At 48.7% G+C, this 23,999-nt stretch carries 20 protein-coding genes and 1 pseudogene; 3 read left to right on the top strand and 18 right to left on the bottom strand.

The window, feature by feature from the left end:
- The 9 genes and pseudogenes from POTG_RS24485 to POTG_RS19285 form a co-directional block, all read right to left on the bottom strand.
- Window positions 1-813: pseudogene (locus tag POTG_RS24485) on the bottom strand (sensor histidine kinase); the annotation flags it as partial.
- Window positions 814-963: 150 nt separating this feature from the next.
- Window positions 964-1,137 carry a hypothetical protein gene (locus POTG_RS24490; protein WP_009226517.1) on the bottom strand — a complete coding sequence of 58 codons (174 nt, stop codon included), beginning with the start codon at window positions 1,135-1,137 and terminating at the stop codon, window positions 964-966.
- A 102-nt stretch (window positions 1,138-1,239) separates the two neighbouring features.
- Window positions 1,240-1,881, bottom strand: a complete 642-nt coding sequence (locus POTG_RS19255; RefSeq protein ID WP_009226518.1) for a glycerol-3-phosphate acyltransferase — start codon at window positions 1,879-1,881, stop codon at window positions 1,240-1,242.
- The gene (locus POTG_RS19260; protein WP_009226519.1) at window positions 1,878-2,972 is read right to left on the bottom strand and encodes a glycosyltransferase; all 1,095 of its coding nucleotides are present in this window, start codon (window positions 2,970-2,972) and stop codon (window positions 1,878-1,880) included. Before POTG_RS19260 ends, POTG_RS19255 begins: the two co-directional genes overlap by 4 nt.
- A 185-nt stretch (window positions 2,973-3,157) precedes the next feature.
- On the bottom strand, window positions 3,158-4,108 hold the full coding sequence (locus POTG_RS19265) for an MTP-1 family protein (protein ID WP_009226520.1): 951 nt from the start codon (window positions 4,106-4,108) through the stop codon (window positions 3,158-3,160).
- A 17-nt stretch (window positions 4,109-4,125) separates the two neighbouring features.
- Entirely contained in the window at window positions 4,126-5,220 is a 1,095-nt protein-coding gene (locus POTG_RS19270) for a glycoside hydrolase family 130 protein (protein WP_009226521.1), read from the bottom strand.
- A 33-nt stretch (window positions 5,221-5,253) separates the two neighbouring features.
- Window positions 5,254-6,132 (bottom strand): carbohydrate ABC transporter permease, encoded by an 879-nt coding sequence (locus POTG_RS19275; RefSeq protein ID WP_009226522.1) that lies wholly within the window; start codon window positions 6,130-6,132, stop codon window positions 5,254-5,256.
- Window positions 6,133-6,147: 15 nt separating this feature from the next.
- Window positions 6,148-7,134 carry a carbohydrate ABC transporter permease gene (locus POTG_RS19280; protein ID WP_009226523.1) on the bottom strand — a complete coding sequence of 329 codons (987 nt, stop codon included), beginning with the start codon at window positions 7,132-7,134 and terminating at the stop codon, window positions 6,148-6,150.
- 95 nt (window positions 7,135-7,229) lie between these two features.
- On the bottom strand, window positions 7,230-8,558 hold the full coding sequence (locus POTG_RS19285; protein WP_009226524.1) for an ABC transporter substrate-binding protein: 1,329 nt from the start codon (window positions 8,556-8,558) through the stop codon (window positions 7,230-7,232).
- Window positions 8,559-8,810: 252 nt separating this feature from the next.
- Between POTG_RS19285 and POTG_RS19290 the strand changes: the two genes are divergently transcribed.
- Window positions 8,811-9,821, top strand: coding sequence for a LacI family DNA-binding transcriptional regulator (locus POTG_RS19290; RefSeq protein ID WP_009226525.1), 1,011 nt, complete (start codon window positions 8,811-8,813; stop codon window positions 9,819-9,821).
- 310 nt (window positions 9,822-10,131) lie between these two features.
- Here the strand turns inward: POTG_RS19290 and POTG_RS19295 are convergent, their stop codons facing one another.
- On the bottom strand, window positions 10,132-10,815 hold the full coding sequence (locus tag POTG_RS19295; RefSeq protein ID WP_009226526.1) for a DUF554 domain-containing protein: 684 nt from the start codon (window positions 10,813-10,815) through the stop codon (window positions 10,132-10,134).
- 65 nt (window positions 10,816-10,880) lie between these two features.
- Window positions 10,881-11,030 carry a hypothetical protein gene (locus POTG_RS24075; RefSeq protein WP_157273526.1) on the bottom strand — a complete coding sequence of 50 codons (150 nt, stop codon included), beginning with the start codon at window positions 11,028-11,030 and terminating at the stop codon, window positions 10,881-10,883.
- 427 nt (window positions 11,031-11,457) lie between these two features.
- Here POTG_RS24075 and POTG_RS19305 point away from each other — a divergent pair, with 427 nt between their 5' ends.
- Window positions 11,458-11,706, top strand: coding sequence for an ArsR/SmtB family transcription factor (locus tag POTG_RS19305; protein ID WP_009226528.1), 249 nt, complete (start codon window positions 11,458-11,460; stop codon window positions 11,704-11,706).
- A 58-nt stretch (window positions 11,707-11,764) separates the two neighbouring features.
- The gene (locus POTG_RS19310; protein WP_009226529.1) at window positions 11,765-12,985 is read left to right on the top strand and encodes an IS256 family transposase; all 1,221 of its coding nucleotides are present in this window, start codon (window positions 11,765-11,767) and stop codon (window positions 12,983-12,985) included.
- Window positions 12,986-13,098: 113 nt separating this feature from the next.
- Here POTG_RS19310 and POTG_RS19315 read toward each other — a convergent pair whose 3' ends face one another.
- From POTG_RS19315 to POTG_RS19345, 7 genes are all read right to left on the bottom strand, one after another.
- Window positions 13,099-13,926, bottom strand: coding sequence for a hypothetical protein (locus POTG_RS19315; RefSeq protein WP_009226530.1), 828 nt, complete (start codon window positions 13,924-13,926; stop codon window positions 13,099-13,101).
- A 43-nt stretch (window positions 13,927-13,969) separates the two neighbouring features.
- Window positions 13,970-14,644 carry a TIR domain-containing protein gene (locus POTG_RS19320; RefSeq protein ID WP_036646330.1) on the bottom strand — a complete coding sequence of 225 codons (675 nt, stop codon included), beginning with the start codon at window positions 14,642-14,644 and terminating at the stop codon, window positions 13,970-13,972.
- Window positions 14,645-14,668: 24 nt separating this feature from the next.
- A complete protein-coding gene (locus POTG_RS19325) occupies window positions 14,669-16,126 on the bottom strand; it encodes an SIR2 family protein (RefSeq protein ID WP_009226532.1) in 1,458 nt (485 codons plus the stop codon).
- A 66-nt stretch (window positions 16,127-16,192) separates the two neighbouring features.
- Window positions 16,193-19,330, bottom strand: a complete 3,138-nt coding sequence (locus tag POTG_RS19330; RefSeq protein ID WP_009226533.1) for a type I restriction endonuclease subunit R — start codon at window positions 19,328-19,330, stop codon at window positions 16,193-16,195.
- 18 nt (window positions 19,331-19,348) lie between these two features.
- The gene (locus POTG_RS22860; RefSeq protein ID WP_009226534.1) at window positions 19,349-20,680 is read right to left on the bottom strand and encodes a restriction endonuclease subunit S; all 1,332 of its coding nucleotides are present in this window, start codon (window positions 20,678-20,680) and stop codon (window positions 19,349-19,351) included.
- A complete protein-coding gene (locus POTG_RS19340) occupies window positions 20,670-22,193 on the bottom strand; it encodes a class I SAM-dependent DNA methyltransferase (protein ID WP_009226535.1) in 1,524 nt (507 codons plus the stop codon). Before POTG_RS19340 ends, POTG_RS22860 begins: the two co-directional genes overlap by 11 nt.
- 15 nt (window positions 22,194-22,208) lie before the next feature.
- Entirely contained in the window at window positions 22,209-23,717 is a 1,509-nt protein-coding gene (locus POTG_RS19345; protein ID WP_232282360.1) for a restriction endonuclease subunit S, read from the bottom strand.
- Between the last annotated feature and the right edge of the window lie 282 nt (window positions 23,718-23,999).

Genomic DNA, 23,999 nt, shown 5'->3' on the forward strand with positions numbered 1-23,999 from the left:
GTAATCTTTCGGAACCAGCGCCTCAATTACAAAATCGGAGCCCGGGATCGATTCATGCAGGCTCAGATATTTACTCGGCTGAGCCCCCATTTCCGCGTTGCCCCGCTGGTAGAGCAAGGCACCATCCGACGCTGCGTCAATCAGGCGTACCGTAATCCCCTGCTCGACAGGGAATGTGGAGAAGTCGCCAAACAAATCGTCTAAGGAAGCGGTGATGCGGACGTATCCGATCACGGTCATGTTCCCGCTATAGGACACCAGGCGGCGGATATGGGAGATGTTCCCCAGCCGCTGATCGGTGTCAATCTGCAGCCAGATATTGTCCCGTTCGGAATCTTTAAACTCTTGATACCAGGCACTGTCCTGAATGTCCTCAAACGGCAGGATGTAATAGTCACTGCGGTGAATCGGCTCCTCCAAGTTATCGCCCGAGACGATATACAGATCGCTGTTCAGCGTATACAGCATCAGCCGAATATGGTTGCCAAACAGCTTGAGCGGCGCCGTAATTTGCGGAACGATCTCATCCAGCATGACCAGATAAATGTCGTACGGCTCCCCTTTGGTCTGCAGCGCCCGTTGAAAGGCGAGATTGCCAAACAAGGTATCCGACATCCGCTGGATCTCGTCCATCTGATAGCGAATGTTGTTCCGGGCCTGCTCCATTCCGGTGCGGATGTTCGTCTCGGCCATCTCCGTCCGGGATTCGGTCAGCATCGCGTACGACACGTAGCCGATGATCACGTCCGTTAACAGCACGAGCAGCAGGTAGGGAATCAGCATTTTGTAGGTGAAGGGAATATATTTTTTCATGGGATCGCCAAGCTTTCTCATCGATTTAATCGCTTACATTCAGCCTCATATTCATCATATCGGCCCTTGTCCAGAAAATAAATAACAAAAAAAACGACCCGGGTCGATGGCTTCACTTCGCCAACCCGAATCGGTTTGATAGGGTGTTTATTATAAGTTTTCTGCGTTCTTTACCGCATGCTCCCAGCTAGGAAAATAAAACAAAGCGTTGCGCATCAACTCTGGATCGTTCTGCTTCACTTGCTTCTTGCTCAGCGAAACGCCTTCACTCTGCAATCGTTTGATTCGGCGGACAACTTCATCCGCTTCAAGAGTGGCATCCATACAGCTTTGCTCCTTCCATCTCAGGTTGCTTATAGCATTTCTATTTCACATGCAAAATATACCTTGGCTGCTAGATTTAAGCAACACGCTGGCCCGATGCAGCTACAGTGTGACACCATCCCCGGAACGAGGCAGCTTGCCGCCCTTTCCGGTCAGAAAGCTCCGAATCGCCTGTCGATTGGCATACGTCAGCACGATCAGATTCACCAGCCAGACGCCCCAGAAAGGCAGTGAATAGCCGGAAACCAGCAGAAAAATGGACAGCATCGCCATGCCAACGACAACTTGGAAGCCGTCGGCTTCCCTAGACGCATATTTTCCCTTCTTATAGCAGGAAAATACCGCAAGCAGCACGGCGAGAATCACCGCATAGGCCAAAGCCGCCTCAAATCGGGTTAAGGCGCTCCACACGCCGAAGGTTACGGCAATCGCCTTGCCTCCCTTAAATTTAAGGAATGGCGAAAAGGCATGCCCAAGGATCGGGGCGATCGCGACCAGCGTCATCCCGAAATCGCGTCCCAGCATTCCCGATTCGACCAGAAAGACCAGCGGCATATATCCCTTCAAAAAATCGAGCAGAATGCCCGCCAACCCCCAACGGTAACCGGCAGACTGCCACAGGTTAAACGCTCCGGGATTGCCGTCCCCGACCTGTCGTAAATCTTTCCGGGCCGCCTTGCCCAGCCAATAGGAAAACATCAAGGCCCCGCACAGGAACTCAGCCACAGCCAGTAAGAGAATCATCGGTCTCCCCTGCTTCCTACCTGCACGTCCCGACCTTTCCAGGTGACCGATCCGCGAAACACCACTTGATAGGCCGAATAGATCAGGATCACGAGGAAAAAGAGGGTAGACAACACGTGAAGCAGAGGCATCCATATGCCAAACTTCCCAACATAACGTACCAACAAATAGAGCTGCACCGCATACAGTACATACCCGATCAGCAGCGGGTAAGCCCAGGCCGTGTTCCAAAGGAACAATGCGCCTTCGGAAGCGATAAGCCCCAGGAGCCACACCGCAACCAGCAGCGTCGTGGCCGGCCGTAGCTTGGCAGTGCTCAGCACCGCACCTTTACCGAACCCCTCCAGCTCGCTGCGAATCCCGTTCGGGTACATCCGGAAGGAGACGAGGCCGCCGCCGAGAAAATTGGTCACGCGAATACCTGCCTCACGGAACTTGGCGCCAAGGTTCAAATCGTCGAGCAGCTCCGAACGGATGCTGTCATGACCTTGAATCGCCTCATAATCCCGGCGCGTTGTCACGATACAGGAGCCGTACAGCCCCTTGTGCCGGCTGCGCATTTCAAACGGCGAGGTGAATGCAAATACGCCCAAGACGTTCGTAATGAGCGCCAGGCGTTCATAAAACTTCTCCGTGACATGAAATGGAACCACGGAAATCACGCCGCCCGCTTCGGCCCGCGCCTGCAACAGCGACTCCAGCGCCCGGGGGGCCAAGCGAATGTCCGCATCCAGAAAGACAATCACGTCGCCGGTGGATTGCCGGTAGCCGTTCCAGACCGCCCAGGTTTTCCCCGTCCATCCGGGAGGCAATGCGTCGTTCCGAATCACGTTCACTCCATATTTAGCGGCAACCTCATAGGTGCCATCCTCCGAAAAATCATCCACTACGATAATCTCATCGGGAGCATAGGTTTGCTTCTTAAGCGAACCCAGCAGATGCGGCAAATTCCCGGCTTCGTTCCGCGCCGGAATGATGACCGACACCTTCTCTCCCCCGCGATAAGATCCTTCCCGTTCAGGAACAACAACTGCCCGAAACAGGATCCATCCCGCAATCCATCCGATGGCTAATACGATCCAAATCCCCATCGCTGCCCCACCTCTTTCGCTTGCCGGAAATAAAGTGAAATACGTATATGAGTATTCTATGTCCGTAATAGCGTAGATGTACAAAAAAAGTAGAAGAGACTACCGCTAGTGTAGTCGACAATTCCCAATTTTTCAACAAAAAAACAAAGCCCCTCTCGGCAGCCGAGAGAGGCTTAGATCAAATCTTATTGTTCCAATTCGACAAACGGATCGTCGATCACCAGGCTCTGCGCTTCTGCATCGCTGATTCCCGCATACAGCGTGGCTTTGCCTCCGCCTTGACGGACGAGTCCGCCGCTGAATACGACGTCGGCCAGATCCGGCCGCTTCGACGGACCCGGCAGGAAATCGGAGCGCTCGGCGATGATCTCCAGATCGGTATATTGGCCGGTCGCCGGGTCGTAACCGAAGGCCATCGGATAATAATGGCGGTCGCCTTGCTCATCGAAGCGGGCGATATGGCCCAGCACCCCCAGCTTGCCGTTGGCCAGCAGGTGGATTTCGTTGCAGCCGCCCCATTCCTCATCAAGGAATTGCTCAAGCAGCGGCGCTTCCTGCACCACCTCAAGCGAGAGGTCCTCAAGCCGGTCCACTTTCGCGAATCCGATTTTCCCCCTGCCGCCTTTCTCACCTTGCGGACGGGTAAATACGCCAATGGCTCCGTCGGACAGCTCCACCAGGCGTAAATCCTTCATTTGGTCCGGGCCTTGGAAGAACAGCTCTAACCGATTGAGACTAGGTCCTTTGTAAAATACCGTCCGCCAACTGAGTGCTCCTTCCAGCTCCGGATGAGGGAACGTCTGCACCCCGCCGAACACCAGCTCCCCGCCGATGCGGGTGAAGAACGGATCCTGCAGCGCAAACACCGGCGCCCCCTCCCGGGGAACCCAATGCTCATCATGGCGAACAAAAAACCAAATCTCCGACTCCTCGCTGTCCCGGCGCTCAACGCGTCCGGCAATGACCAGATCCCCTTCGTCCTCGAAGGGAGCCGAAATATTGTAAACATCCCGTTCGCCCACACCTTCAAACTTCAGTTTGACGGCTTCTCCGGGCTTGTTCGTTTTTGCCATACGGCGGTAGACCTCAACCAATTTCTCGCACGACAAAACACCGCTGTTCTGAAAATTTGCCATCGTCTGATTCCTTTCCGTTAGCTTAGTGGTTTCAAAGCTTCCAGCAGCTGCGGGAGGCGGAAGCTCGCGCAGGCCATCGAATCGTCCGATGCCCCATAATACATGATCACTTGTTCTCCCTTAACGATCGCTCCGCAAGCAAAAATAACGCTATGGAAAAATCCGCTCGTCTCATATTCCGCTTCCGGCACCATCAGCGGCTCCTCCATGCGGGCGATCACCCGGCCCGGGTCCTTGAGGTCCAGCAGGGCTGCGCCCATGCAGTAGCGATGCGATTGGTCCGCGCCATGATACAGGATCAGCCAGCCTGCCTCGGTTTGGATCGGTACGCATCCCGCGCCGATACGCGCTCCGTCCCATTTTCCTTCGCGCAACCCCATCAAGAAGCGATGGTTCCCCCAGTGCTCCAGGTCCGGCGACTCGGCCAGCCACATTTCGGGCTGTCCGATTCCTTCCGGCACCGGGCGGTGAAGCATATAATATTTCCCGTCGATCGCTGCGGGGAACAAGGTTACATCTTTATTGGTCGGGGCCAGGATTAATCCTTCCCGGCGGAACGAAACGAAGTCGCTGGTCGTCAGCCGGCCGACGGCTACACCTCTTTCAGAAACTGCGCTGTAGGTGATATGATATCGCTCCTCCAACCGGGTAATCCGCGGATCTTCGATGCCCCAGCGTTCCAGCGGGTCCTCCGGCCAGACACTAGGCGTCTCGTCGATGGTAAAGTTCAGGCCGTCCCGGCTACGTGCCACGCGAAAATGGGAGATAGACGTCAAGTACACCGTGGCCCCCTGCTTGTCGCGAATGACCCGAGGATCGGAGAAGTCGAAGCGCGGATCTTCCCGGTCTACTTTCACAATTTCCACCGCCGGTTCCGAACCCGAGGTCTGGCCGTTCACGTCAAGCACCGGAACAAGCACATAGCGCGGGTCGGTCTGCCGAGGGCATTCCGCCACCCGCAGCAGCAGGATTACTTCTCCTTCATATTCAGCAACGCCAGCGTTAAATACGCCGAGCACCTCCCAATCCGGGAAGGTGGGCTTGACATCCTTCGGCGTAATCAGCGGATTGTTCACGGAGCGATTGATCTCTATCTTTTGCAACATCGTCATCTAGTAGTTCCTCCTATCCGAAATTCAGACTGATTAGTCTTTCATGCCCGTAAACGTAATGCCCTCGATAAAATAACGCTGAGCCATAAAGAACAACAGAATGACCGGGAGCGCCACCAGCGTGGACATCGCCATCAGGTAATTCCATTGCGGAGCTTCGTTCACGCCGCCCATAAAGAAATACATGCCAACATTAAGCGTATACATCTTCATATCCGACAGGTAGATGAGCGGACCCAGAAAGTCGTTCCAATACCCCCGGAACGCAAAGATCGCTACAGCCAGCAACGCCGGCTTCACCTGCGGCAGCATGATATAAACGAAGGTCTGAAAGAAATTTGACCCGTCGATCTCAGCCGCATCGTCCAATTCCCGCGGCAAGGTCATGAAAAACTGACGCAGCAAGAAAATATAAAACGGTCCCCACGCCGTCCACGCCCGCAGAACAAGCGGGTCGAATTGGCCGACCAAGCCAAATTTCTGCCAGATCAGAAACGTTGGAATCAGCGTGACGTGAAACGGCAGCATCATCGTGGCCAGCAGCACGAGGAAGATCAGACTGCTTCCAGGAAAACGAAACCGCGCAAATCCATAAGCTACAATCGTCGCGCTGATCAGCTCCGCAACAATCCCCAGCACCACGATAAATATCGTGTTAAACAGGTAGCGGTTAAACGGCATCGCCGTCCACGCTTCCACGAAGTTATGCCATTGCGGCGGATCTGGAATCCATTGCGGCGGCCAGGCGAAGATATCCCCGTCCGCCTGCAAAGCGGTCGACACCATCCAGAAGAACGGCACCAGGATGACGGCGGCTAAGAACGTGACGATCACGTAAATCAACGTTTTGTTCACCCATTTCCACGTTCTGCCGGAGACGGCTTGGGTACGGGCTGTCGAAGCATTTTCCATGTGTTACACCTCCTATTAGCGCCGTTCCGATTCGTAGTGAACCCACGCCGGGCTGGAACGGAACACGAGCAGCGTCAACACCAGGATGATGATAAACAACACCCAGGCGATGGCCGACGCCTCGCCCATATGCAGCTGCGTGAATCCGCGTTCGTACACCAGCTGGTTCATAAATTTGCCGGCGGCCGAGGTTGGGCGGACGAACATCGCAATCGTGAAAATTTGCAGTGCTCCGATCATCCCCATGATGACCTGCAGCAGGATCACCGGCGAAATTTGCGGGATCGTGATGTGTATGAACTTGGCGAATCGTCCGGCTCCGTCGATTTCTGCCGCTTCGTATAAATTGCTTGGAACGCCCTGTAAGCCGGCCAGGAATACGACTGTATTGGTACCGAAGATCCCCCATAAGCTCATGATGACAAACGCGCCAATGACATAATGCGGATCGCCAAACCAATTAGGCTTATCGATGCCAAACAACGACAGCGCCGGCGATAGAACATAGTTGATAATGCCTGACTCACTGTTAAACATCCATCTCCACAGCAGCGCCACCGCTACCTCGGGCATCACCGCCGGAAGGAAATAGATCGTCCGGTACGTGCCGATCCCCTTGATTTTATTGTTCAGCAGCATGGCGACCAGCAGTGCTCCAATCACGCCGATCGGCAGCGATAAGGCGGCGTAAAGCAGCGTGATCCGGATGGACGGCCAGAACTCGATATCATTCGTAAACAGCTTGATGTAGTTGCCAAATCCTACCCATTCCGTCTTTCCGAAGATCGAAGACTCGGTAAAGCTCAGGTATAAGGAATCCAGCAAAGGATAAAGGGTAAAAATCAGGAAACCTACAATCCACGGGGAAACGAGCGCCAAACCGATCGCCTGCTTCTTTTTCCAGCCAAGCTTGGAAACAACGAAGTAGAGCACGCTCGCAATGACTAACAGGACGACAGGCACCAGCAACCATCGGATCAAGGTTGCAAGATGGTTTTCCATGCGGTTTCCTCCTTTCTGCACAGGTTGGCCCGTTCGCTTGATGAAGAAAAGGAAGGAGGCTCCCGCCTCCCCGTCCTTCTCTCTCGAACCTTCAATTATTTAATCGCGCTCTCCAGCAGCGGCTTGACTTCCGGAATCAGCTTCTCCGGATCGGTCCCCGCATTGATGATCGGGTCCATCAGCTGCGTCCAGTAAATGTTATCCCATTCCGGATATTTCTCGGAATAGCGGTACGGTCTCGCGTATTCCATCGAGTTGATGATCGCCTCTAGGGAATGCGATTTCTTCGGATGAAGCTCCTGCAACGTTGCCAAGTCCGCCAGGGATTTACGCGGCGGCATGATCTTCCAGTGGTGGATCGCATCGCTCAGATCCACCAAAGCTTCGAAAGCGGCATCGGGGTTTTTCGTATTGACGTTGATGCCCATGCCAAGGATGTCGCCAAAGGTGGCATGGATGCCGGTTGGTCCCGCTGGAACCATAAAAGCTTGCACGTTATCGACCGTGGAATCCAGATCATCGGCTGCCCCGCCCATGAACATAGCCACTTGGCCATCGCGGAACATTTTGTCGAAGCCGCGATCGCGAACGATTTGCTGCGAAGGTGTCAATGGACCCTTCACCAGGTCGGCGTAGAAGTTCAGAGCTTCCTTCGCTTCCGGCGAGTCGATTGGCGATTGACCGTCTTCGGTTAAGACGTCTCCACCGTTTTGCCATACGAACATTTGGGATGGCGGCCAGCCGTTTAACGTAAAGCCCCACTGTACCACCGACTTCTCATCAAACCCATCCTCGCCCGGATGCTTGCCATTCTTGTCCTTGGTCAGCTTCGTTGCCGCATCGGTAAATTGCTCCCAGGTCCAGGTTTCATCCGGATAAGCCACACCCGCTTCGTCGAACAATCCCTTATTCACGTACAGCATCACCGGCTGCTGCAGCCAAGGCAGGCCGTAAACCTTCCCTTCGTGCGTAAACGGCTGAAGCGAAGCCTCGTAATAATCATCCAGATTCGCTGCCGGTTTGTCAGAGGACTTCAATCGATCTGTAATGTCCAGCATCGCGCCTTCCGACGAGAACTGGGCCGCACGCTGTGCGCTGATCCAGAACAGATCTGGTCCCGAATTCCCGGTTAATTGCGTGATCAATCGGGTATCGTATTCCGCCGGATTGGAATCCTGCACGATCGTATACGTTGTTGATTTCTCGTTTAATTCGTCAAGAATTTGCTGCAGTTCTTTCGCTTCGTCCGCCCCGGCCCAGGTCGTCAGCTTCAGTTCCACCTTCTTGCCTGGTTCAGCGCTTTGCCCTCCCTTCTCATTCTGATCGCCTTGGCTGGCACCTCCGCCGTTATTGCCGGAGCAGGCCGACAACAGCAGGGAAACTGCAAGAACCAAGATGATGGCCATGGAAAATTTCTTCTTCACATGAATGACCCCCTACCAGATAGATGATAGAATTACTAACTTCATGACTAACCTTCTTTTGTAACGTTACTCAAGATTACATTTTTATTATGTATCCAAATGACAACGCTGTCAAGAGAGGATTTCAGCTTCACAAAATGCTGAAAACTAAGCTTTTTTCCTGCTAATCGTTTACATTACAACTTTTTTTGTGTATATTTAATTTTGTAACGTTACAAAATGATAAGCAGTACACATAGAGGGGATTCAAACATGCGTAAAAAAGTCGTCATGCAGGATATCGCTGATCGCTTGAATCTATCCAAGAACTCTGTCTCCCAGGCGTTATCCGGCAAGGACGGAGTAAGCGAAGAAACGCGGCGCAAAATTATCGAGACGGCGGAAGCCATGGGCTACCGTTACAACAAGAAGACGTCCGCCGGCAATCAAAATCAAGTGAAGACCATCGGGCTGATTGCTTCAGACTTTGCTTTTTCCATGCAGTTTTTCGGGGAAATCTATCTTGCGGTCGAACGGGAAGCCAAGAACCACGGTATCAATCTCCTTATTCAATCGATTACTCCCGAGATGCGCGACCGGCTGCAGCTGCCTTCTTTCATTGAAGAGAAGCAAGTGGACGGCCTCCTGATTCTGTCGCATATCAGTACGGCTTATATCCGCAACGTGCTTGAGCAAGGCATCCCCACCGTGCTGATCGACCACCATCACCCGCTGCTTTCAACCGATGCGGTTCTGACCAATAACCGTTTCAGCGCTTATATCGCCGTCAAGCATCTGCTGGATTATGGCCATCGGAATATCGGCATCCTGGGCAATGTCGCGGTTTCGCCGAGTTACCAGGAACGTTGGGAAGGCTATATGCTTGCCCTGCGGGAGCACGGCCTTGAGCCGCGTGAAGCACGTATGCTTGTGCATACGCAAGAAGAAGAGGAAATCATCGCTGAAGCGATGAGCCGTGTGGCTGACCAGCCTAGCGCTTGGTTTTGCCTGAATGATGGATTTGCGTTTTACGTCAGCTCGGCGCTGCGCCAGCTGGGTTACCAAATCCCTGACGAGATCTCGATTTGCGGCTTCGACAACAGCCATTATTCCCAAATGGCCACGCCCAAAATCACGACGATGGAGGTTGACCTGTCTCTGTTCGCGCACAAAGCGTTTGATCAGCTCATGTGGCGGATCAAGCATCCGAACGAAGCGTATCAAGAAATTTTGCTGCCCACCCATTTGATCGTGCGCGAATCAACGGCAGCTGTGAAAGTTTAAATCAAAAAAAAGTCGATCAGGATGTAACCCTGACTGACTTTTTTTGTATCAGTGGACGACGGAATCGTTAGCACTCCCCGTCGGAGAATACAAACTAACTGGAATTTCTACCGTTAATATTGGCAGAAACGTAAGTTATGGGCGATTTAACGGTAAATTGTATAGTTAATTTGGGTGCTTTTCCGCTAAAGTGGCGATATTGATGAAATTAACGGTAGGTTTTACTGTTAGTTGCACGTACAGCTGGTCTACATCGAAATTAACGGTACATTTTCCAGTTAATTTGTATTGAGTATCCCGACTTGAGTCCTCAATAACCGAACCAGCCTTTAAGCAAAAACCAGATCACCGGCACCAATAAGGACGGCAGCATATTCAACGTCTTCGCATCGATGATCTTCAAAATCGATAACCCCGAGCTTGCAATCAGCACGCCGCCGACAATCGAAATTTCCGTCAGCAATGAAGTCGTCAGAAAAGTCGCCAAATAATCGGCGCTCATATAAATGGCTCCCTGCCATAGAAAGAGCACGACAGCAGTAAGTGCAATGCCGATGCCGTAGCTGGATGCCAGCACCATGGAAGTCACTAAATCCAGCGTGGCATTCATGTACAGGTAGGTGTGATTCCCGTGAAGCGCGCTTTCAATCGGCCCAAGGATCGACAACGTGCCGATGCAGAAGAGCAGGATGCCCGTCGATAGTCCTTGTCCCAAATTCGAGGTGGAGAACCGCCCCACCAGCCGTTGGAACTTCCCGTCGATGTCCAGCGCGGTTCCGGCCAAACTCCCCGCCGCCATGCTGATGATGAACAGTACAGGGAACGTGCTGTCCTTCATATGGGTCACCGCAGCGTTAATGCCAAGCATGGTGGCGGCCAGACCGATTGCAGTAAATAGGGCGGACTGATACGTTTCCTTCAGCCCTTTCTTAAAGATGCTGCCAAGCACACTCCCCGCCAATATGGCGACCGTGTTCACAATCGTTCCGATCATCTTTCTGCTCCTATCCGTTCATTTGTTCTGTCCTCATTCATGATAACGTTTTGCCGAAAAACCGTCTAGCGCATCTCCTTGATGCCCATCAGAATCTCCACATCGATGGTGATTTCTACGGCATCCCGCTGCGTAAACGCTGCGATTCGCGCTTGTTCCGCAGACCAGGCGAGCGGGCAGCCAGCCGGATGGTTCTTTGGACAAATCGATGCCAACGCCTAACCCATCCGGCCTTTCCAACTGCCGTAATATCCCCTGCAAATGCGAACCTTCCCCGCAACCCATGTCGGCCACGAGAGGGGCAGAAGCGGTGTCGCCTGCGTATGGATTAATGATCCGGGCGATCGTTTCATGCATTGGGGCATAGAGTTTGCTCCCCGCAATGATGCTCCGTCTAGCAGCAAACAGCTCTTTGTCATAATGGCTATGGACCGGACGGGACAAACGGGCATAAAAAAAGAAAGGCAGCACTTCCCGCCTTCCTTCATTTAACTATTCGATCATGGACTTTGAAGAGCTATGAAAAATGGGCAGACGACATGAATTCAAACCATCACGAGCGCTGCAGCATCTTCACTCTTTATGGGGCGGCGAAAATTTTGATATACTGGGAACAAACGAACTAAGAACGGGGATCAAACGATGAAAGACCAAGACATGCTGGCCGTGCTAAAGGCCCTCTCAAATGAAACTCGGCTCAACATTCTCTGTTGGCTGCGGGAGCCGGAGAAATTGGAGTCCGATCTGCCGGATGTCATCAAGCAAGAGTTTCCGGGCAGTGTATGTGTCGGCTCGATTCAGGAAAAATCCGGATTAGCGCAATCCGTCATTTCTTCGTATTTAGCCAGTTTGCAAAAGAGCGGCCTGTTAGAATCAGAGTCTGTAAAATAGTTTGTGTAAACTCCCAAATCTATTAAAATGGAAAGTAATAGAAAGGTTGGGAGAACACATGGGACTATGGACAAAAGAGCAACTACGGACGTTTATTAAGGAGAACAAGCTGGTAACGGCTCAGGATGCGCAAAATGCCTTGAAAGAACTGTTTGCTGAAACTCTTCAAGAGATGCTGGAAGCAGAGCTCGATACGCATTTAGGCTACGAAAAGCATGAGGTCAAAGCCAAGATGACGCCAAATAGCCGAAATGGCAAGAGCAAGAAGACGGTGGTCAGCGAATACGGAGAGCAGGAAATTATGGTTCCACGGGATCGGATGGGTGAGTTCGAGCCCGTTGTTGTGCAGAAACACCAGAAGAATGTAACTGGCATCGAAGATCAGATCATCGCCCTGTACGCCAAAGGAGTCAGCACACGAGAGATTCAAGACCATCTGCAAAACCTGTACGGCATCGAAGTCTCGCCTACGCTCATTTCCAATGTTACCAACAAAATCGTGCCTCTCATTAAGGAATGGCAGAATCGGCCGCTTCAAGGCGTGTACGCCGTCGTTTACATGGATGCGATTCACTTCAAAGTGAAGCAGGACGGTGCCATTGTAAACAAAGCGGCCTACATGGTTATCGGCATCGACCTGGACGGAAACAAGGATGTGCTCGGCATGTGGATCGGGGAGAATGAATCCAGTAAGTTCTGGCTAAGCGTCCTAAATGACCTGCGAAATCGTGGTGTCCAAGACATTCTCATCATCTGTGTGGACAATCTCAGTGGTTTCTCCGAAGCGATTGCTGCCTGCTATCCAAAGACCGAGATCCAAAAGTGTATCATCCACCAAATCCGTAATTCCACTCGCTACGTGTCGTACAAGGATCTCAAGAAAGTCACTGCGGACCTGAAGCCGATTTACAAGGCAGCAACTGAGGAAGGGGCGCTCTTGGAACTGGACCGCTTCGAGGAAGTCTGGGGCGTCAAGTATCCGCTCATTGTCCGCTCTTGGCGCAACAACTGGGAGGAGCTCTCGACCTTCTTCAAGTACCCACCTGAGATCCGCAAACTCATCTACACAACAAATATGATTGAGAGTTACCACCGACAGCTTCGCAAGGTGACCAAGGGAAAGAGTATTTTTCCGACTGATGAAGCTCTGCTGAAAATGCTCTATCTGGCCACGATGGATGTGACCCGCAAATGGACAGGCCGCGTCCAAAACTGGGGACAGATGCTGCTTCAGCTTTCGGTCTTCTTTCCGGATCGGATCAGCAACTACTTACGTTAGAAACGCCAAATCCCCCCTCGGGGGGATTGCTTGGAACTGAGTTTACACAGAAATCTTGACAGACCCGATCATTAGGGAAAGTTCCCCCTCACAACCCAGCCAGCAACCCGAAACTATTTTTGAAAATCGACTTTTTCAGGAGCAACTATATAGCTATGAGAAACAAATACATCGTATATCTTTTGATTCTGAAGCTTATTGCCTTCAATTCTGTTTAATAAATCCAGAGGGGTCATGAAAAACTGACTTGTCTCCGTCATGTAACTCTTTTCTTTACCTTTAAACTTTTTTCTTAATTTCATATAGTTTCCCATCCGTTGCAAATGTCTGAACCCCATGTTTCTAATCTGGTTATTCCGTTCACTGTCATTAAGCTTGTAGAAAAATTCTAGGACTTTATTGGACTTATATTTTTGTAGTTCATTAAATATTTCCAACTTTCCTTCTAAACTTATTCCTCTTTGGTGATAAGCAGCAATAAATGCATCAATATATAGTGGTTCAACATTTTGAATAAGTTCATTTTCTTTAGCGATCTTGTCATTTCTACTCTTAATAGCGTTTAGCCTCTTAACCTTAAAACTGTTGAACTTTTCTTGATAACCCACACTATCAAAGTTAGCTTTGTGCTTAATAACCATACCTTTAGATAGCATGTGTTTGACTTTAGGCAGATTAAGAAAATGCTTCCTCGGTGGGTCAGGCTTGTACCTGACATTCTTACCAATCTTTCGCAAGAATTCATCTTTCTTTTTATAGTGTTGATAACGTTGGTTTAGTTCGCACCACTCATGTGGATACAACTCTTTAAATAAATTTACCAGTGTATCCGCATTATAATCATAAGGTAGAACTTCTGATAGGCGTCTCAATATTTGTGTGATTTTTTTATTGATCCGCATCGTTTCTCCAACATATTTTCTTTTTGTTACACCCGGCATGTACTATATCTCCTAAAATGATCGTTATCAATGCATCTCTAATTTACACACTTTTTCGAATGTTATATGAATCTATATTTTTATTAATGTCGTATGCTATCTGAAGATAATAATCGATATTATTAATAAAATCGACCCACTTAACCGATCGTATATATGAGGCTTCTCCGGTGTATACCTTGTTTAATTCACTATGGTTACTACAGTCGTTATAAGTAGGAGATTTTATGTTAAACATATTTTCTCTCAATATTGTAAATAAAGTATAGGTCTTTAGTGTCCTACAATTACAATAGGGACACGAGTTGTCCTGGATGAAATATTCGTAGCTATTATTTTTATCTGGCAAAACAACTGCCAGCATTGCATTGGCGCTACTAGTCCTTCCGTTTCTCGTAAGTTCTTTCAACGAATACGAGATCTCCCATGGGATCCACTGGTCTTCTTCGCTGACAAATGCCGATTTCATATTCTTTGAAATAAACACAATGGTGATGCTACTATCAAAGATCTTATCCTTTAATTTAGTCCAAATCGTTTCATCCTTGAATTCACTAAGGTCTTCACCGTCAGCTTCACCTTTATTAATGTGATCGTCTTCCTTTAGTTTGTCTTGAAGCTCATCTACATAATGTCTTACAGTTGTAGAATAGTCATTATTTAAAGGATATACATTGCTATCGGAATACTTATAGGAAATAAAAATCTTTCTCCCCATTTTATTCACTCCCCAAATTATTCTTTACCTGCCATCCCTAAGGACTCTAATTATTTTTATTACTCTTCTAATGATTTCCTGATGATCATTCTTTGCATCCCCAATGAATTCAAAGTCTGGTTTAAGTGCCGGGAAATCAAAATAGTATTTATCGAAATCTGCGATTACTTCTTCCCATAATGCCTTGGATACATAACCTGTAGCACCTATAGGTATAACCTTAACCCCTTTTGAAACAGCAATATCGAATTCTTTTCTTACACCATCTGCATCTACTACTTGACCATTTTCATCTTTATTCCCAAATATAAACACAGCACAGCCCACATCCGAGATTAAATCTCTCCTATATTTGTCCCATAAATCCTTCAAGTCCATTCCGTTTGTTGCAAACTGGGGGAACGGCCTTAAAATTAAATAATCACTGATTTTTCGTTTGTTCGTGGAGTAAATAAAATCTAATGATCCGTTAATAACAGCACTTCCAACTCCTAAACCAAATCCAGATGCTATTTTGAAATCAGCTTTCACTATCTCATGACTTAGTTGATGAATAAACATCTGGGCAACTTTCTCATCACTATCGAACTGGGCGTACTCTGCTGCACTCCCAGATATAAGTATGTTTGATCTAATGTAACGTTGGTAAATGGTATTTAAAATTTCGGTAATATCTTCATATTCATCAACTAACACTGGTTTGATGTGATACCTTTCTAAATCTGCGCACTTTAGTTCCTGTTTAACTGAATTGTACCTGAACATTTCATCGCCTTCTTCTTGGGGAAGATGGCAGTAATCATTGCGACTGACCTTTCTAAAAAAACAATAGTGGGTTCTTCCGTCTTGGCCCATTAATACTCGGATGCGACTTAATATATACTCTAAATCAGGGTCTTCAAAGCTATAACCAATGAATAAAAAGGTTTTTGAAATTAAATCACCTTTAAGCCCCATTGCAAAAAGCTGATTCTTTTCATAAAATGTTTCGTATTCATCTTTTATCAAAACAGTTTCATCAGCTCTTTCAATATCTCCATGCATTTTGTATACAATCGCATCTCTTCTGGGCTTTAATAGGGCAAAATCGGTTTGCTTTATTTTAACGTCTGGGTTCTTTCCTGCCTCAATCAATGACATTTCAATTAATCTATCATAATTTGTTGTCCAGTAAGTATCTATAGGTAACTTAGCTAGGATTCGGTGGTTCTCATTTATTTGAGCCTGCGCTGAAAAATTATCAATAACCAACTGCGATAATCTTTGCCTGCCATTTTTATTATAGAAATACTGTGCTAAAGATATTAAGTCAGTCTCTTTTTCTATATCAAGGTGAAGCTCCTCTGCTACCTCCTTTAAAAGTCCTTTCCAATTAACATATCCTGAAGCAGCGGATAAACCCGCTCCTGCGAAAATAGCTGCATTTTCTTCATGAAGAGCTTTCAGGAATTCCCGTATTAGAACTTCTTTGTCAGTTGACATCAATTTCTCCCTCCAAATTAATAGGCATAGCTAAATAACAATTCATGTTAGCTATGCCTAGGTGTGTTAATATTTGAATTCTTCCGTTTCGGCCTGCGCCATCAATTCTGCCTGTTGAAGCACCAAATCAATCGCCATTTTCTCCAAATCCGGCGGATAACCGTACTTCTTCAATAACCGCTTGACCGTAATTCGCATCTGAGCCCGTACATTCTCACGAAGCGTCCAGTCGACCTTGATGTTGCTCTTTATCGCTTGGGTCAGCTCATGTGCGATCTGCTTCAACATGAGATCGCCCATCAGTTCCTTGGCCGATTCGTTCGACGCAAGCGCGTCATAGAAGGCCAGTTCTTCTTTGATCAGACCGAGATCTTCGCCGCGCTTGACAGCCGCATTCATATCTTTGGCCATCTGGATAAGTTCTTCGATAACTTGCGTCGTTTCGATGGTGCGGTTGTTGTATTTCCGAATTGCTTCCTCCAGCATCTCTGAGAATTTCTTCGATTGTACAATACTGGTCCGGGAAATAGCCTTCACTTTTCCTTGAAGCAGCCTGCGGAGCAATTCCACCGCTAGGTTTTTCTGCTTCAATCCGCGCACATGTTCCAGGAACTCATCCGATAGTATCGCGATGTTCGGTTTCTGCAAGCCAACAGCTTCCAGAATATCGACAACTTCATCGGATACGACCGATTTCGAAATGAGCTGATTCAGCTCGGCGTCGAGTTCTTTCGTCGTTTTCTTCCTGTTCTCGTCAGTTATCAACTTAATAATCCCTGATTTAACCGCTTTGAAGAAACTGATTTCGACATTGACTTCCTCCGCGGCGGAAGTTGTCGCGCAGAGCGAGAATGCTCTTGCTAATTCCGTCGTCCAATTCAAGAAGTTCCGCTTGCTCTCCTCACCCAATCCAAGTACGTAATCGACCGTCTCAACAATTGCCTTCATCCGTTCGGATGCTTTCTCAGAAGCAAATTTACTGTAGTCATACCCATGGAGCAATTCGCGGAGAAGCTGAAGCCTTTCCAGCATAAAATCAACAGCTTGGTCCGTATCGATGCCGGCAGTTTTACGGTCGTTTTCCGTATATTGTTGAAGTGCCGATTTCAGCAAATCGGCTATGCCGATGTAATCGACGATTAGACCGCCCGGCTTGTCGCGGAACACCCGATTCACGCGGGCGATCGCCTGCATCAGGTTATGTCCTTTCATCGGCTTGTCGATATACATTGTGTTCATGCACGGCACGTCAAACCCGGTCAGCCACATATCGCGGACAATGACGATCTGCAGCGGATCGTTCACATCTTTCATCCGTTTGGACAAATGTTCCCGACGCCGCTTGTTGCCGATAAACGGCTGCCATTCTTCCGGATCGCTGGAACTGCCGGTCATGACGATTTTGATTTTGCCTTCGTTATCATCATCGCTGTGCCAATCCGGCCGGAGCGACACAATTGCTTTGTACATATCAATAGCGATCCGACGCGACATCACAACGATCATCGCTTTGCCAAAACCGGCTTTTTGCCGTTGCTCAAAATGTTCAACGATATCCTGTGCGACTTTCTTGACCCGCTTCTCTGCACCGGCCAATGCTTCTAGCCGCGCCCAACGCGACTTCAACCGCTCCCGCTGCGTGTATTCCTGATACTCCGTAATTTCCTCATACTCGCTGTCAATGACCGGGCGCTCAGCCTCCGACAACTCCAGGCGGGCAATACGGCTTTCGTAATAAATTCTGACCGTGGTTCCGTCTTCTACGGCTCGGGTCATATCGTAAATATCGATGTAGTCACCAAAAACGGCAGGCGTATTTTTGTCTGTCAACTCTACCGGTGTTCCGGTGAAACCGATAAAGGAAGCGTTCGGCAACGCATCGCGCATATACTTGGCATAGCCATACTTGATTGTCGCCCCGTCTTCCCCGGCAACCATTTCCGCCTGAAACCCGTACTGGCTGCGATGGGCTTCATCTGCGATCACAATCACATTGCGTCGTTCCGTAAGCACAGGATACTTATCTTCATTTTCATCAGGGGTGAACTTGTGGACCGTTGTGAAAATGATCCCGCCCGACTCCACCGACAACAGTTCGCGCAGATGGGCCCGATTCTCCGCTTGCTGAGGCGTTTGCCTGAGCAAGTCCTTCGACTTGCTGAACGTGCTGAACAACTGATCGTCCAGGTCGTTCCGGTCCGTCACCACGACGATCGTCGGGTTGTTGAGCGTCAGCACGAGTTTGCCAGCGTAGAATACCATGGACAAGCTTTTACCGGAGCCTTGCGTATGCCAGATTACGCCGATTTTGCGATCCCCTTCGTCCATCGTCGCACGTTCCGTACTTGCAATCGCTTTGTTGGTAGCGTGGTATTGGTGGTATCCCGCCAATATTTTGAACAATTGCTCCCCATCGGTTTGAAACAACACGAAATGCTTGATGATGTCGAGCAGCCGACTTTTTTCAAACATTCCTTTAATCAGCACTTCGAGCTGGGGCAGGGAAGAAGGAGCCACGTCATAGCCGTCAATCGTGCGCCACATCATGAACCGGTCTTCATTGGCTGTCAACGTGCCGACCCGGGCATTCACGCCGTCACTGATGACCAAGAACGAATTATAGGTAAAGAGGGACGGGATTGTGCTTTTGTATGTCTGCACCTGGTTGTAGGCATCGCTGATCCCGACTTCTTCGTTGGAGGCGCTTTTCAACTCGAATACGGCGATCGGCAAACCGTTCACGAGCACGACAATATCCGGTCGCTTTTCCCCCTGATTCTCGACGACGGTAAACTGGTTGACGACCAGAAAATCGTTGTTGTCGATCCGGTCCGGGTCGGTGTCGAACAGCCATACTTTTTCCGTCGGATATTCACCATTAGCTGCCTGGTATTGTACATCGATCCCGTCAGTGATCATCTTCTGGAACGCCTTGTTATTGATCAGCAGGCTGGGACTGCGCGGCACTTCAATGACCCGAATCGCTTCCTCGATTGCTTCACGCGGCACATGTTTGTTGATGCGAATGAGCGCATCACGCAACCTGTCTTTCAGGATGACGTCATGGTAAAATTGCCGTTCAGGATACTCGCCTTCGGGAGAAATATCCGGGCCGTAAGCTTTCTCGTAATTTAGTTCCTCGAACCATTCCAGCGCTGCCTGCTCCAAATCACTCTCTGTGTAAGATACGGAATAGTAAGCCATTGTTGCACCTCCTTTACGTTAAGGTTGATAAGTTAAATTGCTCTCCGCAATCATTGGCAAATCGTTTGTAATGTTATCTTGCTCAGCAGGAACACGAATCTCACCAGACATGAGTTTGGGAAGAAGAGTGTCTCGGATTTGGGTTAATATTTTATTTCCATAATTGATCTCTACTATATTCTTCAACATTGAACCTGTTATTTCATTAAAGTATTCTAGCGTTTTTGGGTCAGGAAGCAATATTTTAATACTTTCAATTCCTGTAGGGCTAATATTCGGTTGAGCACTCCCTGAAGCTACTGAAACAATTTGATCGAATACTACTTTTTGAGTTAATAAACAATATAAAAATCCGTTTTTCTTGAAAGGATTTTCTCCTAGAAAAAATTTCCCGACCCTTTGATTTATGAGTAATGCTTCATTCGTACGTGGAACTAGGGCAATTTTCCCCACAGTTGCTCCTGTCATAGCTATAAGAATATCTCCAGGATTCGCTAAGAACTCAGAAGCTTTCAACATTTTTTCTTCATCTACACAATCAGTATCTTGTAAATTTATTGTATTACCTATTATATTTTTTATCTTAATAACTTTAATACCTTCGTCTTGCCACCAACTACTTTTGAATGCAAATCCAGATCTAACTTTACAATAATCACCAATAGTAACTACTTTCCACCCCTTCGGGATTAATCCCAGCTCGCTTTCCTCAAACTCGCCGCCGCTGGACTTATATGGTTCACCGTTTTCATTCGGAAACTCAAAGTCCACAAACCACCGCTTAAAAAGAGCTTGGGCCATTTCTTCAAGGTTTTTGTTGATGGCGTTGTTGAGTTCGATTTTGTCATCAAGAGCCCCAAGAATTTTACCTATTGATTGTTGAATTGGGAAAGTTGGTATGTTTAACTGTATAGATTTGATTCCTGATCCAATAACTGTTTCAAAAATACTACCATTCGCAATTGCCCGAAAACTGTTGTACCTTGAAAGCATCAAATAATAAATAAAAAGTTTGTCGTTCCCCTCTTTCGCTTGCAATCCATAGCACGTTTGATTCATCGCCATGCCTTCAGAACTCAATGCAACCTTGCCAGTTGTTGCACCACGTGCAATCAAGACTGTGGTTAATGGTTCTAAAATTCTTGCCGAGCTATTTTCAAGTCCTTTTTTCGAAATTCTCCTACTAGTTTTTCTTATAGTTCGGTTTTCACACTCTGAAACATCTTTCGCAGTGATCCAATCTATTTCTTCAGGCTCCCAATACTCAGTGATTGTTGTTTTAGGGGTACCACCACTAATGATATCAACAACATCACCGAGCATGACATTATTCCATGTCTCAAAACTCAAACCCAATCCCCCCAAGCCGCTTGCGAATTTCATCCTCCAGTTGCCGGGACTTGGCGAACTGCTCCCCGAGCTCTGCTGTCAGCCGCGCCATTTTATCCTCGAACGGTTCGCTGTCTTCTTCCACATCTTCAATCCCTACATAACGCCCCGGTGTCAGGATATATTCGTGCTCTTGCACCTCTGCGAGCTCCGCCGCTTTGCAGAAACCTTTCACATCTTCATACGTACCAGCTTCCGCCTGACCGCGCCAAGCATGGTACGTATCTGCGATCTTCCGAATATCCTCCGTGCTCAACTCGCGATGTGTCCGATCCACCATATGCCCCATTTTGCGGGCATCGATAAACAGGATTTCACCACGGCGGTCCCGAAAGCCCTTTGGCGCTTTATTTTTGGCAATGAACCAGAGACAAACCGGAATTTGCGTAGAGTAGAACAACTGCCCCGGCAAGGTGACGATGCAATCCACCAAATCGGCGTTAACTAACTTGCTGCGAATCTCGAACTCCGCCGTCGTGCTTGTCGACATGGAGCCGTTCGCCAGTACGAAACCGGCAACACCGCTGGGCGCAAGCTTGTTCACGATATGCTGAATCCAGGCGTAGTTGGCGTTCCCAGCGGGAGGCACTCCATATGTCCAGCGGGCATCCTCTGTCAGCCGTTCGCCGCCCCAATCGCTGATATTAAACGGCGGATTCGCCAAGATGTAATCGGCCTTCAGGTTTTTATGTAAATCATTGTGAAACGTATCTGCGTGATGCTCGCCAAGGTTACCGTCGATACCGCGAATGGCGAGGTTCATTTTGCACAACTTCCACGTTGTCGGATTCGACTCCTGCCCATAAATCGCTATATCGCCGATGCGCCCCTGATGTTCCTCTACAAACTTCTCACTCTGAACGAACATGCCGCCGGACCCGCAGCAGGGGTCGTATACGCGGCCCTTGAACGGCTGAATCATCTCGACGAGCAGGCGCACAACGCTGTTCGGGGTATAGAATTCCCCGCCATTCTTGCCTTCCGCGCTAGCAAATTTGCTAAGGAAGTACTCATATACCCGACCCAAAACATCCTTCGAACGGCTCTCTTCATCGCCGACTTTGAACGAGAACAGGTCGATTACTTCGCCAAGGCGGGTTTTATCCAGCGCTGGCCTAGCATAATCTTTCGGCAGTACGCCTTTCAGCGACGGATTTTCCTTCTCGATGGCAATCATGGCATTATCAATGGTCTGCCCGATTTCCGGCTTTTTCGCGTTATCCTTGATATGGCTCCAGCGCGCTTCCTTCGGTACCCAGAATATATTTTCTGCAACGTATTCGTCCCGGTCCTCCGGATCAGCATACGGTTCATTTTTCAATGCTTCATATTTTTCTTCAAACGCATCCGACACATATTTCAGAAATAGAAGGCCAAGCACTACATGCTTATACTCCGCTGCATCCATACTGCCGCGCAGTTTATCGGCCATGCTCCATAATTTTTCCTCGAATCCAATGTTCGCTGTTGCCATGATCCTAATTCCTCCTCAGTAGAGTTCCTCGTATAACTGGCTCTTCACTTGTTCCCAGCGATTCATCGCTTCCCGAACAACTTCTTTATATCGTTCTTTTTCCCGTATATATTGCTCTATTAACTCGTGCTGCTTATCTTCCGGTACCAGAGGCAATTCCAATTCCGCCACATCCGCCGGGTTCAGATTCATTACAGTCGTCCCCCGCTGGAAGCTTTGAATAAGGGCTGTTCCAACCGGGCTTTCCAGAAACATTTTGGCAAAATGACTCTTGATGGCCGACTTGAACCGGATCACGATCATATTCGAGGAAGCGATGACCATCCCTTGAGCCTCCGGAAATACAGCCAGCTTGTTCACGGTGCCGCGGCACGTCATGACCAGGTCACCCGGGAGAATCTCGTAACGTTTCACTTTCCTCTCTTCCTCGTCAATCGTTTCAAGCTGATCCAATAGCACTTCGCCGTCATCCAGATTGGATATATTCAGCACCTTAATGTTCCCGGGCTTTAGATCCTGCTTAAGAATCGATTTTCCCCGAAAAATTTCTGCCACATCGCGCAACTTCACTTTCGGGGTTGCCGCCTGCTGAAACGAACGAAGTATATCCTGATCTTCATCCAGCAGCAGTTCGATTCGCCAATGATCCAGCTCTCGGAACCGATCCGGATGGATGGTAATCTCCCGTTCCCCCACAAGCTTTGACTTCTCCATATGGAGTCGCCCGAGGATCACCTCTTCCACAGGCACTTTGCCGAAGTCAACCTGATAGGTCTTGATAGAAGTGTAGGGACGAAACAAGCCGTCCGGAAGCGAATAGATCGTTTGCACCGGCGCCTGATCATTCATTTTCTTCCGCCAGCTGGCGATCGCGCCGGATTGAAACAGCATCCGTGCAGGAAAGGTCACGCTCAATCTCCCGCCGTCTTGCAAGAGTGGAAGGAGGTAGCTGGCCGCTGCGCCTTCGGATTCCCGAACCGCGACATCGTCATCGTTCATCTTCATCCCGAAATTCGGCATCGCCAGGATCGCGTCGAATTGATGTTCTGCAGGCAACGGTTGATAAATGGACCCTTGAACGATGCGGATATTGGAATAGGGCTCGAAATACGTTTTGAACAATCTGCCGATGATGTAGTTTTCCGTTAACAATGTGATTGTCCATGGTCGATGGTAACATTTCGTTTCGATGAGTCCTTTGATATACTTTTCAGCTTCTGCAAACAGGATGTTCGTGCAACCATGTCGCTCACACTGATCGACAAACCGCTCGACGATTCCCGGATGGACGACAATGCTCCCTGTAACACGATCTTGTTGGATGGTGAGCATGGCGTATTCCAACAAGTCCATATCCTTGCCTGCATGGTATAATTTATAAAATAAATCCCGATCGCCGGGAAAATGGCCTAATTCTTTGTCTAAGGCTCGTTCCTTCATCCACTGAAACAGCTTCTCAGGTTCTGTCATTAGCTCCGTTTCGGCCAACTGTTGCTGTTCCAGAAGTTGTTGCGTCCGTTTCACTCGAATGGCTTCGCGAAGCAACTGATCACGTGTTGATATATCATGGAGCAGACAGATATTCCAGAACGATTCAATCAATCTATCACCTTCTTTCAAGATAAAAGTTAGGTTACTTCCTTATTTTATAATCGAGAAATTTATAACAAGAAGATTCGGGTTTAGTCCCTTTTGATCAACATAACTTCTACCCAAATACTACCACGGATAAATCGAGTATTTCAATACTAAATTCAGTTCAGTATTCACCGGGAATTTGATTGAATTTTTTATTGGCTCTGGACA

This window comes from Paenibacillus sp. oral taxon 786 str. D14 (assembly GCF_000159955.1).
In the GTDB taxonomy this organism is placed as follows: Bacteria; Bacillota; Bacilli; order Paenibacillales; family Paenibacillaceae; genus Fontibacillus; species Fontibacillus phoenicis.